The sequence below is a fragment of the Bacillus sp. COPE52 genome (genome assembly GCF_003355115.1).
Classification (GTDB): Bacteria; Bacillota; Bacilli; order Bacillales; family Bacillaceae_G; genus Bacillus_A; species Bacillus_A toyonensis.
Genome location: NZ_CP031292.1, coordinates 3,523,677 through 3,539,063, shown reverse-complemented (window position 1 = coordinate 3,539,063; position 15,387 = coordinate 3,523,677). Strand labels below are relative to the sequence as shown.

The 15,387-nt window shown below is 33.9% G+C and carries 13 protein-coding genes and 2 pseudogenes; 13 read left to right on the top strand and 2 right to left on the bottom strand.

Annotated elements, in window-relative coordinates:
* Positions 1-267: 267 nt before the first annotated feature.
* The gene (locus DPQ31_RS17725) at positions 268-1,299 is read left to right on the top strand and encodes an oxidoreductase (protein ID WP_208730811.1); all 1,032 of its coding nucleotides are present in this window, start codon (positions 268-270) and stop codon (positions 1,297-1,299) included.
* Between the two features lie 25 nt (positions 1,300-1,324).
* Here DPQ31_RS17725 and DPQ31_RS17720 read toward each other — a convergent pair whose 3' ends face one another.
* Positions 1,325-1,918, bottom strand: a complete 594-nt coding sequence (locus DPQ31_RS17720; protein ID WP_001013009.1) for a TetR/AcrR family transcriptional regulator — start codon at positions 1,916-1,918, stop codon at positions 1,325-1,327.
* Positions 1,919-2,082: 164 nt separating this feature from the next.
* On the opposite strand from DPQ31_RS17720, the gene DPQ31_RS17715 reads away from it, so the two are divergent.
* The 10 genes and pseudogenes from DPQ31_RS17715 to DPQ31_RS17670 all read left to right on the top strand — a co-directional run bounded on the left by DPQ31_RS17715 (position 2,083) and on the right by DPQ31_RS17670 (position 13,826).
* Positions 2,083-2,976: an ABC transporter ATP-binding protein gene (locus tag DPQ31_RS17715; protein WP_070173608.1), complete on the top strand. Its 894-nt coding sequence runs from the start codon at positions 2,083-2,085 to the stop codon at positions 2,974-2,976.
* Complete coding sequence (locus DPQ31_RS17710; protein WP_001041420.1) at positions 2,969-3,775, top strand: DUF2705 family protein; 807 nt, start codon at positions 2,969-2,971, stop codon at positions 3,773-3,775. Before DPQ31_RS17715 ends, DPQ31_RS17710 begins: the two co-directional genes overlap by 8 nt.
* A 195-nt stretch (positions 3,776-3,970) precedes the next feature.
* The gene (locus DPQ31_RS17705; RefSeq protein WP_199632816.1) at positions 3,971-4,504 is read left to right on the top strand and encodes an RNA polymerase sigma factor; all 534 of its coding nucleotides are present in this window, start codon (positions 3,971-3,973) and stop codon (positions 4,502-4,504) included.
* Between the two features lie 12 nt (positions 4,505-4,516).
* Entirely contained in the window at positions 4,517-5,515 is a 999-nt protein-coding gene (locus DPQ31_RS17700; protein WP_097958405.1) for an anti-sigma factor, read from the top strand.
* 17 nt (positions 5,516-5,532) lie between these two features.
* Positions 5,533-6,570 carry an LCP family protein gene (locus DPQ31_RS17695; protein ID WP_199632815.1) on the top strand — a complete coding sequence of 346 codons (1,038 nt, stop codon included), beginning with the start codon at positions 5,533-5,535 and terminating at the stop codon, positions 6,568-6,570.
* 22 nt (positions 6,571-6,592) lie between these two features.
* Positions 6,593-6,813 (top strand): annotated as a pseudogene (locus DPQ31_RS17690) (C4-dicarboxylate ABC transporter); the annotation flags it as partial.
* Between the two features lie 348 nt (positions 6,814-7,161).
* Positions 7,162-8,865, top strand: a complete 1,704-nt coding sequence (locus DPQ31_RS17685; RefSeq protein WP_070173604.1) for a peptide ABC transporter substrate-binding protein — start codon at positions 7,162-7,164, stop codon at positions 8,863-8,865.
* 304 nt (positions 8,866-9,169) lie between these two features.
* Positions 9,170-10,885, top strand: a complete 1,716-nt coding sequence (locus DPQ31_RS17680) for a peptide ABC transporter substrate-binding protein (protein ID WP_141555910.1) — start codon at positions 9,170-9,172, stop codon at positions 10,883-10,885.
* Between the two features lie 444 nt (positions 10,886-11,329).
* A complete protein-coding gene (locus DPQ31_RS17675) occupies positions 11,330-13,024 on the top strand; it encodes a peptide ABC transporter substrate-binding protein (RefSeq protein ID WP_208730810.1) in 1,695 nt (564 codons plus the stop codon).
* Positions 13,025-13,106: 82 nt separating this feature from the next.
* On the top strand, positions 13,107-13,826 hold the full coding sequence (locus tag DPQ31_RS17670; RefSeq protein WP_000440863.1) for a class I SAM-dependent methyltransferase: 720 nt from the start codon (positions 13,107-13,109) through the stop codon (positions 13,824-13,826).
* 40 nt (positions 13,827-13,866) lie between these two features.
* Here the strand turns inward: DPQ31_RS17670 and DPQ31_RS17665 are convergent, their stop codons facing one another.
* Positions 13,867-14,259: a hypothetical protein gene (locus tag DPQ31_RS17665; protein WP_000555013.1), complete on the bottom strand. Its 393-nt coding sequence runs from the start codon at positions 14,257-14,259 to the stop codon at positions 13,867-13,869.
* A 136-nt stretch (positions 14,260-14,395) separates the two neighbouring features.
* Here DPQ31_RS17665 and DPQ31_RS17660 point away from each other — a divergent pair, with 136 nt between their 5' ends.
* Both DPQ31_RS17660 and DPQ31_RS17655 read left to right on the top strand, forming a co-directional pair.
* Positions 14,396-14,731, top strand: a complete 336-nt coding sequence (locus DPQ31_RS17660; RefSeq protein WP_000842916.1) for a hypothetical protein — start codon at positions 14,396-14,398, stop codon at positions 14,729-14,731.
* A gap of 160 nt (positions 14,732-14,891) precedes the next feature.
* A pseudogene (locus tag DPQ31_RS17655) lies at positions 14,892-15,224 on the top strand (VOC family protein).
* Positions 15,225-15,387: the final 163 nt, after the last annotated feature.

The following is a 15,387-nucleotide window of genomic DNA, read 5'->3' as shown; positions in this document are numbered from 1 at the left end:
AGGAAGCATCTTGCTATGAATAATAGCGAGATGCTTTTTTCTAAGCGAATTATTATGTATATGAAAATAATCTTGTTATAATAGTGAAATGAAATCGTTCTCATAAAGTGAAACTTTAATCAGTGGGGGGCTTTATTCCCTACTGATTATTAGTTGAACTAATCGGGCTTTTACGGACAGTAAGGCCCTCACCTAACTTTTTAGTTTTCGCTGAATTTTGAGGAGGGATCTTACTGTCCGTTAGTGCGGGATAATTGGAGGGGCAACATGAAAAAAATAGGTGTAGGGATTGTAGGATTTGGATTTTCTAGTACAACATTTCACATCCCGCTATTACAAACGATAAAAGAATATGATATTCGAGCTATTTTATCTTCAAAAGAAGAAGTAGTGAAACAAACTTTACCAAATGCTGCTGTTGTTGACACAATTGATGAATTAGTAAAGCGATCTGATATTGAACTAGTTGTCATTACTTCACCGAATACAACTCATTTTCTATATGTAAAAGAAGCGATTTTACATGGTAAGCATGTTGTAGTGGAAAAACCATTTGTTGTTTCAATTGAAGAAGGGGAAGAACTTATCTCATTAGCAAAGCAGCATAATGTGATGTTAAGTGTATATCATAATCGTCGTTTTGATAATGATTTCCTAACAATTAAGAAATTGTTAGAAGAAAATAGAATAGGAAATGTATACGCATATGAAGCGCATTTTGATCGTTTCCGTCCACATGTACGCGATCGATGGAGAGAAAAGAATTTACCAGGTTCAGGTATATTATATGATTTAGGATCGCATTTAATTGACCAAGCGCTATCATTATTCGGAAAACCAGATGCGATAAGCGCAGATGTAATAAAACAAAGGCCAGGTGCGGAGATTGATGACTATTTCCACGTAGTACTTCATTATGGAGTTAAGCGTGTCATTTTACGTAGTAGCAGTTACGTGAAACAAGCAGGACCGCATTTTACATTACATGGGGACAAAGGTTCTATCGTGAAATACGGTATGGATTCGCAGGAAGAACAATTAAAAAATGGAATGAAGCCAGGCGATATAGGTTATGGAGTAGATGCTGAAGAGAATTTTGCTACTTTAGAAACAGAAGAAACTTTAAATCGTATTTCAACAGAAGTCGGTTGCTATGACATGTACTATAAAGGTGTAAGAGATAGTATATTAAATGGTGAGAAACTACCTGTAACAGCGCAAGATGGTTTAAATGTTATTAAACTAATTCAATTAGCGGTTGAAAGTAGTGAAACGGGTAGAGTCATTTCGCTAAAATAAAAAAGACACGAATTTCGTGTCTTTTTTATTTTGTTGGAACAGAAAGGCCGTAAAAGAACATCGTAACGATATCTTGTATATGTTTTTCTCGATCTCCTTCAAGAAGCTGTGCCCCGAAATCATCACCTAACTTAGTAAACATTTGAATGTAAAGTAACATCATTTCTTTCGTAAGGTGTGGATTAATTTCGTTTTTGCGCTGAGCTCGTTCTAATATTTCTAAATACCAGGGAAGGATTTTTTCATTTTGATAACTATAAATAAACTTACGGAGTTCTTCGTCCCTTTGCATCATTTGTAGTAACATATCAGGTTGAAATAACCCGCCAGTATTCATTTTTCTTACAATCATTTTTTGCATCATATCATGAAAAGGTAATTTTTCTTCTGCAAGCCCTTTATAATATTGAAATTCAGATATGATAAATTCTTGTATAAGCTCCCTAAATAACGCATCTTTACTTCCGAAATGATTATAAATTGTAACTTGAGAAACGTTTGCTTCTTTTGCAATATGTTCTATTTTTACTTCATTAAATCCACGTTCTGAAAATAATACGAAGGCCGCCTCTTTAATGGCGCGTTTTTTCTTTTCTTTCACTTTTTCAAAGCCGTTCAATGTAATCACCTCACTTAAAATATACAAGAAAAAATAATGGAAAACAATATTTTTGAAATATGGACTAATGAATATTTCAAAAAGTTGTTGCGAATATGAAAGATGAGGAGTACAATAATTTTGAAATATCATATATTAAATATTTCAAAAAATGAGGTGGACTTATGATTTCAGTTCAAGATGTTACAAAACAGTTTTCGAATGGAAAAGGTTTGTTTCATATTACATTTGATGTAAAAGAGGGAGAAGTATTTGGTTATTTAGGACCGAATGGTGCCGGAAAATCAACGACAATTCGTAATTTAATGGGATTTATAAAACCGACAGCTGGTAAAGCGACAATTTTTGGATTAGATTGTTGGAATGAAGCAGCGAAAATTCAAAGGGAAGTTGGTTATTTACCGGGTGAAATTTCTTTTATTGAAGGAATGAACGGATTAGAGTTTTTAAAATTAATGCAAGGAATGCGTGGATTAAAGGATACGAAAAGACGAGATGAACTGATAGATCGTCTGCAATTTGATGTGAAAACACCGATTCGCAAAATGTCTAAAGGAATGAAGCAAAAAGTAGGGATAGTCGCTGCATTTATGCACGATCCAGAGGTGTTAATTTTAGATGAACCAACATCTGGACTTGATCCACTGATGCAGCAAGTATTTATAGAACTAATAGTAGAGGAAAAACAAAGAGGAAAAACGATTCTTATGTCTTCACATATTTTTACTGAAATTGAGAGAACTTGTGACAGAGTAGCTATTATTAAAGATGGTCGACTCGTAACAGTTGAAAATATTCATGATTTACAAAGTATGAGACGACAGGTAATAGATGTAACTGTATCATCGCAAGAAGAAATTGAATCTCTTACAAAGTGTAATTTGCAATTTGAAGCGGTAAAAGGCAGAGAGGCATCTATTATTGTACAAGGAAACTATCAAACTGTTTTACAAACACTTTCAAACTATAATGTAACGGCACTTCAAACGAGAGCGATGGATTTAGAACATTTATTTATGCATTATTACGATAAGAAAGAAGGGGTAACGCATGAATAAGCAATTGTTTTTAGCTAGTTTGAAAGAAACACAAAAAAGTATTTTTAGTTATGCGATTGGTGCGGCTCTCTATTTATGGTTATTAATTTGGATATTCCCATCAATGGTATCAGCGAAAGGGTTAAATGAATTAATAAGTGCTATGCCTGATAGTGTGAAAAAAATTGTTGGTATGGAAAGTCCGATTCAAAACGTAATGGATTTTTTAGCTGGGGAGTATTACAGTCTATTGTTTATTATCATTTTAACAATTTTTTGCGTAACAGTTGCGACACATTTAATTGCGCGTCATGTAGATAAAGGAGCGATGGCATACTTGCTAGCAACGCCTGTATCCAGAGTGAAAATTGCCATTACGCAAGCTACTGTTCTCATATTGGGGCTACTTATCATTGTAATTGTCACGTATGTAGCAGGTATAGTAGGAGCAGAATGGTTTTTAAAAGATAATAATTTAAATAAAGAATTATTTTTGAAGATTAATGTAGTCGGAGGGCTCATATTTTTAGTCGTTAGTGCGTATTCATTTTTCTTTTCTTGTATATGTAATGATGAAAGAAAGGCACTTAGTTATTCAGCAAGTTTAACTATATTATTTTTCGTACTAGATATGGTAGGGAAATTAAGTGATAAGTTAGAGTGGATGAAAAGCCTATCTTTATTTACGCTGTTTCGTCCGAAAGAAATTGCTGAAGGAACATATAATATATGGCCGGTAAGTTTAGGTTTAACCGTTGGGGCAGTTTGCATCTTTTTGTTAGCAATAGTTATGTTTAGAAAGAGAGATTTACCGTTATAAAGTAGCAAGTCCACTGTGAAAGTGGACTTTTTTGTTTGTAAATTTGAACCGATATGTTCATTGTGTGCCACCATAAAAAGGATATTTATCTTTTTATTTACAAAAATATTCAAAAAAATGAACCTTTTTATAGGCTACGCAGTCTAATACGTGTAAAGTTAAATTTGAAGTGAGGATGAAACAGGAGGAGCAATTGTGAAAGTAATCCCTTTATATAAAATGATTGTAAAAGAAGAAACGGATGTTTCCTTAGCGAAAAAAGGTGATCATGAAGCCTTTATGGCGCTTATACATACGGAGAAAGTGAAGATGTATCGCATTGCAAAGGCGATGTTACATGATGAGACAAACATAGAGGATGCGATACAGACAACAATTTTAAAAGCTTATGAAAATATAAAAAAACTAAAAAAAGAAGCGTTTTTTCAAACTTGGTTAATTCGAATTTTAATAAATGAGTGTAACAATATAATTAAGTCATATAAAAAACTAATTATAATCGAGGATCATGATAGTAGTATGATAGCGTTCGACCGATATAAAGATATTGATCTTTGTAATGCCATTCAGTCTTTAACGGAAGAATTAAGAGCTGTAACTGTACTTTATTATTATGAAGATATGAATCAAGAGAGTATTGCGTCCCTTTTAGAAATTCCAAAAGGGACGGTTAAGTCAAGGCTGTCACGTGCAAGGGAACTATTAGAAGAGCGATTAAAGATGGAATAGGGGGTGTATAGAATGGATAGTGAAAAATCATTTGATGAGAAATTAAAAAAGAGAATAAAAGATGAAAATGTTATTTTACCGCCAAAGTTAAATGGAAAGATTAATGATACACTGCATGATCTTCCAGTAAAAAAGAAGAGTTACAGAGTTCATATGATGGTAATTAGTGCCGCGGTTCTAGCGCTTTCTATTGTTTCTATGTCTGAATTTTCTATACAAAGCTTTGCACAAAATGGTGGAGTATTTGAATATGTGAAGAAAAAGGCGTTTTCTGATTATGAAAATGAAGAAGAAATAAAATTGAATGTAAATTATCCAGATAAGGAAAAAATTCATATAAAGATGTTGGATTCAATTGATCATTTTAAAAATATTTCAGGACAATTTGAGGAATATTCTAGCTCTACAAGAATGGCTACAACATACAAGTATGCGATTGATACGGAGAAACAAAGAGGCATTGCATCTCAAGAAGATAAACGATTGAAAAAAAGAACGATTATATATAACGAGGGTAGAAAAAAAGAGTTTGATGATGAGAACTATACATATAAAGAGACAAAATGGAGCCCAGAGGAAAGAAATAATGAACTATTAAAACTAAATCCTACGGAAAGATTGTTGAGAAAATCAGGTGAGAGGAAACGGTATGATGGCGAATATGTGGGATTGGCTAAGCATAGTATTCAATCAGAATTCGCAGATTTGTTAATTCGATATAAAGATTGGAATTATAAAGAAACGAAATATCTAGGACTCGATTGTTACAAAATTGAAGGGGTAATTAATATAGAGATGCCTATTAGCGCCTCTGAAGATGTAAGAGGGAAATTTGAAATGGTTGTGGAGAAAAACACAGGGGTTATGTTAAAGTTTCTTAGTTTTCATGAAGGTATGATTCAATATTCAGTTACTACCGAATGGATACAAATAGATAAAGGGCTGAAAGAAAGTATGTTTCAAAAGGATAGCACGAAATATGAAAAAATGAAAAATATATTGGATGAATAGAAACAGGAGGAGAATAAATGGGGAATCATTCGTCTTCAAGAGAAGAGAAAAATAAGCGGAAATATAAAAAGACAACGATAATAAGTTTACTACTAGGAGTATTACTATTTGGCGGGGTTGGATATGGCACCTATGTATATATGAAAACTTCTAATCTTGTACAAAAATCTAATTTGAATTTAGCGCGTGGTGAAAAATCAAATTTACGTGAGAAAGCAGTAAAACCAATTGCAAACAATGTTTCACTTTTAATTATGGGCATTGATGAAAATCAAGAACGTCAAAAGGAGTATAGTGGTGCATTTCATACAGATGCGTTATTGCTGGCAACTTTTAATAAAGATGATAAGACAGTGAAATTAACAAGTATACCACGTGATACGTATACATATGTCCCGATTGAAAAGAAAAAGGATAAAATAACGCATGCATATGGAAGAGGGCTTGTTAAAAATGGTAAAGATGGAGGGCCACAAGCATCTGTTGAAGCAGTAGAAAAATTGTTACAAGTCCCCGTTGATTATTTTGTGAAGTTTAATTTTAGCTCATTTATTAAAATTGTTGATGGATTAGATGGTATTGAAATAGATGTCCCAGTTGAATTTACAGAACAAAATAGTAAAGATGAACCTGATGCGATTCATTTGAAAAAAGGACTACAAAAATTAACGGGAGAAGAAGCACTTGCGCTGACAAGAACGCGTCATATTGACAGTGATGCAATGAGAGGGCAACGTCAACAACTTGTTATTGAAGCGATGTTAAATAAATTAAAAAGCGCAGGTTCGATTACAAAACTAGAGAAAATGGTTGAGGCGGTTGATGGTGATTTTAAAACAAATTTAGCCATGGATGATATTTTATCTTTTTATAAATATGGTTTAAATGGTTCAGTTGAAAAGACTCAATTAGCTGGTGATGATCTTTATTTACCTAATGGCCCAAATGGACAACGTGTCTATTACTATAATCCTAATAAAAAAGACCTACAAAGTTTGAGTGATACTCTTAGAACACATCTAGGATTAAGTGCGAAGCAGATTGAGGAAAATTAAAGCAGACGAAATGTCTGCTTTTTTATTAGCATCTACTCTATCTGCAATGAATGTTATCTCATTAGAAGGGTTAGCGCTACTACTTTGGGTAGATCGTTTCATGTCAGAAGCACGTGCTATCTCGTTAATTTAATTGGTAACGGTATTGCGACTGTAGTTGTTGCAAAAAGTGAAAGTGAGTTTGATGATGAGAAGTATAAGAGAGTGGTAGAGGAAATGAAAAGAGAAAAAATTGCCGGGTAAAAAAAGTCAGTTTAGCTGACTTTTTTATTTTTGTAGAAAAGATGTTTTTAGATATATGCATTATTTATTAGCAATAATTAACAAGTATTCAAGCGGTAAATGAGATGAAAGTGATTAAATCAACGAATGTGTATAAATGAGAAATAAGGTTTGAACAACATATGGCATTTTTATGAATATTACTGTAAAAAAATAATTTTTTAAAAATTTTCAATAATAATACTTTACAAAATTTAAAAAATTAGTAGAATAAGAAGTAGTAAGAATCGTCTGATAAATATATAGAGAAAAACAGAATTATCAGAAAATTCTTTAATAGCTATCGTTAAGAATTAGGGAGGGTACAAAATGAAAAAGAAACAAATGAAAAAACTAACAGCAGTTGTAGCACCGGTTTTAGCAATGAGCATGGCGTTAACAGCATGTTCTACATCAGGTGGAGATAAGAAGACAAGCACAGATTCTAGCTCTAGTGGAGATAGTAAATCAGAAGGAAAACTAGCAGCGAAACAAGTGCTAAATCGTACAGTAACGCAAGAGATTCCAACGATGGATTCTTCAAAATCAACAGATACAGTATCTTCACAAATGCTAGGGAATACAATGGAAGGGTTATATCGTCTTGATAAAGATAATAAGCCTATTCCAGCTGCTGCAGAATCTAGTACGAAAAGTGAAGATGGTAAAAAATATACATTTAAACTACGTAAAGATGCAAAATGGTCAAATGGTGATCCAGTAACTGCGAAAGATTTCGTATATGCTTGGCAACGTCTATTAGATCCAAAAACAGCTGCTGAGTATGCATTTATCGCATTCCCGATTAAAAATGCAGAAGTGGTTAATAAAGGAGAAAAACCTGTAACTGAATTAGGAGTGAAAGCGGTAGATGATCTTACGCTTGAAGTTGAATTAGAGCAAGCGGTGCCGTACTTCTTAAACTTAGTAGCATTCCCATCATACTATCCATTAAACGAAAAGTTCGTAAAAGAAAAAGGCGAGAAATTCGGTTTAGAGTCTGATACAACAGTTTATAATGGACCATTCGTTCTTAAAGATTGGAAGCATGAACAAGGATGGCAATTAAAGAAAAATGATCAATATTGGGATAAAAAGACTGTAAAACTTGAAGAAGTTAACTTCAGTGTTGTTAAAGAGGCTGCGACTTTAGTCAATTTATATGACAGCGGTCAAGTTGACTTTGCATTATTAAATGGAGAGTTCGTTGATAAATACAGAAGTAAGAAAGGTGAATTCGGAACATATTCACAAGTGAGCACGTATTTCATTCGTATGAACCAAAAACGTGATGGACAAGATACACCATTAAAGAGTAAAAAATTACGTGAAGCAATTGCGCTATCAGTTGATAAAAAGAATTTAGCAAACGTAATTTTAAATGATGGATCAAAAGAAGCGGACTTCTTAGTGCCAAAAGGTTTAGCAACTGGACCGGACGGTAAAGATTTCCAAGAAACGTTTAAAAATGGTTTAAAACCAAATGCTAAAAAAGCTGCTGCAGCTTGGGAAGAAGCGAAAAAAGAGCTAGGTAAAGACCAAGTTACAATTGAATTCTTAAACTATGATACTGGTAATGCGAAAAAAGTTGGAGAATATATTAAGGACCAGATTGAGAAAAACTTAAAAGGTGTAACAGTTAATATTAAACTTCAACCATTTAAGCAAAAACTAAAATTAGAAACTGAGCAACAATATGATATTTCGTATGGCGGATGGAATCCAGATTATGCAGATCCAATGACGTTCTTAGATATGTTTGAGACTGGACATTCTCATAACCAAATGAGCTTCTCTGACCCTAAATATGACGGCATGGTGAAAAAAGCTGGAACGGAATTAATGAGCGATGCGAAGAAACGTTGGGAAGAGTTAGGAAAAGCTGAAAAAACGTTACTCGAAGAAGATGTAGCGATTGTACCTTTATATCAACGTGGAGATTCTTATGTTTTACAACCAAATGTAAAAGGTGTAGTAAAACATAATATTAGTCCAGAATTTAGCTTTAAATGGGCATATGTAACTGAAAAATAAAAGAGTTGAAAAAGCATTTCAAAGTAGCTTAGCTACCTTGAAATGCTTTTTTGTATATTGGAAATTAAAATGTAAATTTGTAGTATAGCAAAATAGAGAAGAATAAGGAGTAAAGTATGTACATATGGTAGATGGGGGATAAATCATACTAAATTACGAAGTTTAAAATCAGAATATTTAAAATAAAACTATTTACAAATGTGAAAAAAAGAGTAGAATAACATTAGTTGTAATTTTCTGAAAAATATTTAACAAGGAGTCTTTCAAGGTTGGTAATGTACATATAATTAGGGAGGGTTAAAAAATGAAGAGAAAAAAAATGAAAAAATTAACAGCAGTTGTAGTACCAGTTTTAGCGATGAGTGTTGCATTGACAGCGTGCTCTAGTTCAGGTGGAGAAAAGAAAACGACTACTACATCTAATAGTGGAGAAGAAAAAACATCTGATATTAAATATGCAGCGAAGCAAGTATTGAATCGTACGGAAAATCAAGAAATTCCGACGATGGATACTTCTAAATCTACTGATACGTTAGGGGCACAAATTTTAGGAAACACGATGGAAGGCCTATATCGTCTTGATAAAGATAATAAGCCAATTCCTGCTGCGGCAGAATCTAGTACGAAAAGTGAAGATGGTAAAAAGTATACGTTTAAACTGCGAAAAGATGCAAAATGGTCGAATGGAGATCCTGTAACAGCGAAAGATTTCGTTTTCGCATGGCAGCGCTTACTTGATAAGAATACTGCGGCAGAATATGCATTTATTGCTTACTATATTAAAAATGCAGAAGCGATTAATAAAGGTGAAAAACCTATAACTGAATTAGGAGCGAAGGCGGTAGATGATTACACGCTAGAAGTAGAATTAGAAAAACCGGTACCGTATTTCTTAAATTTATTAGCATTCCCATCATACTATCCATTAAATGAAAAATTCGTAAAAGAAAAAGGCGATAAGTACGGTTTAGAAGCAGATACAACTGTATATAACGGGCCATTTGTTATGTCTTCATGGAAACATGAACAAGGTTGGCAGCTGAAGAAAAATGATAAGTACTGGGATAAAAAGACTGTGAAATTAGAAGAAATTAATTATAGTGTTGTAAAAGAAGTAGCTACAAAAGTAAATTTATATGATACAGGATCAATTGACTTTACATTACTATCAGGAGAATTTGTAGATAAATATAAATCGAATAAAGATGAGTACGGTGAGTATGCAGAATCAAGTACATTCTTCTTACGTTTAAATCAAAAACGTAACGGACAAGATACGCCATTAAAGAGCAAAAAGCTTCGTGAAGCAATTGCATTATCAGTCGATAAAAAAGGATTGGCGAATGTAATTTTAAATAATGGATCAAAAGCAACGGATCAATTGGTTCCGAAAGGGCTTGCGACAGGACCTGATGGAAAAGATTATCAAGATACATTTAAAAATGGTCTGAAATATGATCCGAAAAAAGGTGCAGCAGCTTGGGAAGAAGCGAAAAAAGAACTTGGAAAAGATCAAGTTACAATTGAATTACTAAGCTATGATGATGGAACTGCGAAAAAGATTGCTGATTATGTTAAAGATCAAATTGAGAAAAATTTAAAAGGTGTAACGATTAATACGAAAATTCAGCCGTTCAAACAAAAATTAAAATTAGAGACTGCACAAGATTATGAAATCTCTTATGCAGGTTGGAGTCCAGATTATGCGGATCCAATGACATTTATTGATATGTTTGAATCGAAGAGCCCGTATAACCAAATGAGTTATTCAAATCCAAAATACGATGAAATGGTAGGAAAAGCAGGTAATGAATTAATGAGTGATGCGAAAAAACGCTGGGAAACGTTAGGGAAAGCTGAAAAATTATTCCTTGAAGAAGATGCAGGATTAGTTCCTTTATATCAAACAGGAAGATCGTACGTAATGAAACCGCATGTAAAAGGAATCGTGAAACATAACATCAGTCCAGAATATAGCTTTAAGTGGGCGTATGTAACTGAGGATGGCGGAAAAAAATAAAGTGAAAGCATTTCAAAAGTGGCTGAGCTGCTTTTGAAATGCTTTTTAGTATGTATAAGGGAAATATATCTCGTTAGCCTATTGAGAAACGGGTAGGGAATTAGGAAGATTCTATCGGAGGACATTAGAGAGAGTTCAGTAAGTAGTAAGACAGATGAATGATAGTAAGAGATCTCATGCTAATAAGAAAAATATAGAACGTAGTAATAGAGTGGAATAAGGGGAGGGATGTTTACATATAGTAGACGGGGGATAATTCATAAAGTAGTTAAAACAACAAGTTACTATCACAAAAAAATAAATATTTAGAAAATTTACAAAAATACTTTACAAAACTCAGAAAAATAGTAGAATATTAATTAATAAGAATTTTCTGATAACGAAAGTTAATAGAGAATTTCTAAATGTTAATATCGTACATATAATTGGGGAGGGTACAAGAAAATGAAGAGAAAAAAGATGAAAAAATTGACAGCGGTCGTAGCACCAGTTTTAGTAATGAGTATGGCATTAACAGCTTGCTCTGGATCAGGGGAAAAAGATAAGGCAAGCACAACACCAAAAAGCGGTGAAAAAGAAGGCGGAAAATTAGCAGCGAAGCAAGTGTTGAATTTAACAGAGAGCCAAGAGATTCCATCTATGGATTCTGTTAAAGCGACAGACCAAGTATCGTTTCTTGCTTTAAACAACGTAATGGAAGGTTTATATCGACTGGATAAAGATAATAAAGCAACACCAGGGGTTGCTGAATCATATAAAAAGAGTGATGATGGTAAGAAGTATACATTTACATTAAATAAAAATGCAAAATGGTCAAATGGAGAGCCTGTAACAGCGAAAGATTTCGTATTTTCTTGGAAACGTGCTGTAGATAAAAATACAGCAGCGGAATATGCATACATTATGTTCGATGTAAAAAATGCAAAAGCAATTAATGAAGGAAAAGCAGCGCTTGATACGTTAGGTGTAAAAGCTGTAGATGACTATACGTTAGAAGTAGAATTAGAAAATGCAGTTCCTTACTTTGTTGAATTAACTTCATTCGGAACATTCTATCCACAAAATGAAAAATTCGTAAATGAAAAAGGTGCAAAATTCGGTTTAGAAGCAGATACAACATTATACAACGGACCATTTACATTAACAGACTGGAAACATGAAGAAGGTTGGAAATTAAAGAAAAACGCACAGTACTGGGATAATAAAACAGTTAAGTTAGAAGAAATCAACTTTAACGTAGTAAAAGATAGCGGTACACGTGTCAACTTATATGAAAGTGGACAGATTGACCGTGCAGGATTAGTATCTGAATTTGTTGACAAATATAAATCGAATCCAGATTTCTATACACAAAAAACACCATCAACGTTCTTCTTACGTTTAAATCAAAAACGTGGTGGTCAAGATACGGTGTTAAAGAACAAAGATTTACGTTTAGCAATTGCAAAGGCGTATGATAAAAAAGGTTTAACGAATGTTATTTTAAATGACGGATCTACACCTGCAGATTACTTAGTACCAAAAGAATTTGCTAAGAGTCCGGATGGAAAAGACTTCCGTAAAGAAAATGGAGATATTTTAAAAACGGATGTGAAAAAGGCAAAAGAGCATTGGGACAAAGCGAAAAAAGAGCTTGGAAAAGATCAAGTAACAATTGAGCTGCTAAACTATGATAGCGATAATGCGAAAAAAGTAGGGGAGTTCTTAAAAGGAGAGCTTGAGAAAAACTTACCAGGCTTAACAGTGAACTTGAAAAACCAGCCGTTTAAACAAAAATTAAAATTAGAATCAGATCTAGATTATGATTTATCTTACGCTGGTTGGGGACCTGACTACTTAGATCCAATGACATTCATTGATATGTTCGTTACAGATGGACCTCATAACCAAACTGGTTACTCAAATAAGAAATATGATGAAATTGTAGAAAAAGGTAAAGGTGAGCTATTAACGAAAACGAAAGAGCGTTGGGATAGCTTACTGAAAGCTGAGAAAATGTTACTTGAAGATGCAGCAATTGCACCATTATATCAACGTGGTGATGCAATTGTTCAAAGAGCAAAAGTAAAAGGAATTGTTCACCACCCAGTTGGTGGAGATTACAGCTACAAATGGGCATATATCGGTGAGGAAAAATAAGCTGAGGGGGCGCGTGATGCGCCCTTTTTTTATGCACTTTTCATTCTTCCTTGAATATATAAAATAAAAAAGGGAGAATCCCATGGAACGAAATACTTACATCGATTTCTTAGCTTATTACGGAATAGGAAGTGCTCATCCTGGTGGTTTTACGTTAACAAAACAATTGCTAGCACAACTGCCTCTTAGACAAGGAGCGGATGTCCTTGAGATAGGTTGTGGTACGGGGAAAACAGCGGCTTACATGACAAAAGAATTCGGTTATAAAGTAACAGCGATTGAAAAGAATGAAATTATGATTCAAAAAGCGAAAGATAGATGGTTGTTTGAAAGATTGAATGTACAATTGATTCAAGGTGATGCAGAGCGATTACCTTGTTTAAATGATTCATTTGAGTTTGTGCTTGGGGAATCGATACTCGCTTTTACAGATAAAGAAAGGGTTATATCAGAGTGCTATCGTGTATTACAGAAGGATGGTAAGCTTGTTGTCATTGAAATGATTATTAATACACATATTGAGAAGAGTGAGGAAGAAAAAATTGCCCAATTATATGGCATGAAAGAATTATTAACTGAGAATGAGTGGGTACAACTATTTCAGAAAGCAAATTTCAAAAGAATTACAATTGCTGGCGGTGGTACAATTGCAGAAACGATATCTAGCTATATAGAAGAGCCGGAATGGAATGTATCAACATATATTCCGAATGAGTTATATGAGGCATGGGTACAACATGAAAACGTACGACGTATGTACCAACATGTTTTAGGACACCGTATATTTATATGTGAAAAGTAGAGAAAAAGAGTTGGCTAAAGGTAGTCAACTCTTTACTATGTTAAATGAAAAATAATGCAGCTAAAGTAATTCCGAAGATGAAACCAAATCCAAGTTCAACGCCCCAGCCACAACCGCCACCCCAGCCGCCGCCACCACAATTACCGCAACCACGACCGCCACATCCACAGCTACTGAATCCACCACCGCAACCGAATCCGCAACTATCACATCTGCTAATGCCGCCGCAAAGATCACAACCACCGTTTGTATATGCGTCATAGTATCCGAATCCTGTATCAAAAGATGAGCGCTGTTGCATTGGTTCGATCCATACAGATTCATTTGTCACATCGATTATTTTGCCTAAATGAATGCGACCATCACGATCTTCAATTCGAACAACTTTACCGAAATAACGTCGGCACGTATCATAACATCTTTGTCTATGCATGTTCTGTCCTCCTTCCCCCTTACAGTAATACGATATGTAAGGGGGACAAGTGCGGCTTGTACGAATGACCTACCTATCATAATTGTTATATGAAAGGGGAAATATAAAGAAAGGATATAGTAAGGAGGGAAAGGCAATGAAATCTACAGATCAGTTTCAAACATACGAAGTACCGTGGAAAGAATTTATAGAAGCATTGCGAGATGAAATGAAGAAACAAGTAGGAGCGGATATTATTGATACAGTAGTTTGCAATTTAGAAGATGGATTTGAAGTGTATACATATATACAGGGGGATTTAGAGTTTGAATATAAAGAAGCGCTTGAAAGAAAATACGGAAGTGATGCTAAGACTCCTAATTTGTTAACGATTATGCTATTAGCCAGCATTTATAATACGAGTGAAGCGAATATACGCTTACATGCAGATAACAAAGATAATCCAATTGTTGAAGTATATGTGAAGCAATGAAACACGCTGTGAAAGGCGTGTTTTTTATTTATCCTGCTATTTTTGGGCAGTAAAACTCCTACCAAAAAATTTGGCTGGAGCAAAAAAATTAGGGGGAGCCAGACTGTCCGTAAACGCCCCACTGATCAAAGTTTTACTTTATATGATAAAGTATTAGAAAATTAGGCATCTTAATTTAACGGTTACAGATGTAGTAGCTACTAGAGAATTTTCAGAAAAATATTTTGGATTAATTTGAAGTGGAACGAGGGGAAATGGCTTTGCAGTTATGCGTGATAAGGATGGGTTTATACTAAATTTAATGAAAGGGAAAGAAGTTCAGTATCCTAAAACATTTCATGTAGGATTTCCGCAAGAAAATGAGGAACTAATAAATAAAATGAATCAAAGATTGAAGGAAGATGGATTTTTGGTTGAACCTCCTAAACATGCACATGCGTATACGTTTTATGTTGAAGCGCCTGGTGGATTTACAATTGAAGTAATGTGCTAATTAAAAAATCAAACTTTTTGTTGTGTGTTTTTAATATGAAAAGTAGGAAAAGTCTGTTTTAAGTATGGAGCTTAGACAGGCTTTTTTGCCTATATAATTGGATAGAAAATGCTATAAAGAATATTACCAAGTGTGTATATATGTTTACATAATAAAGTTATGG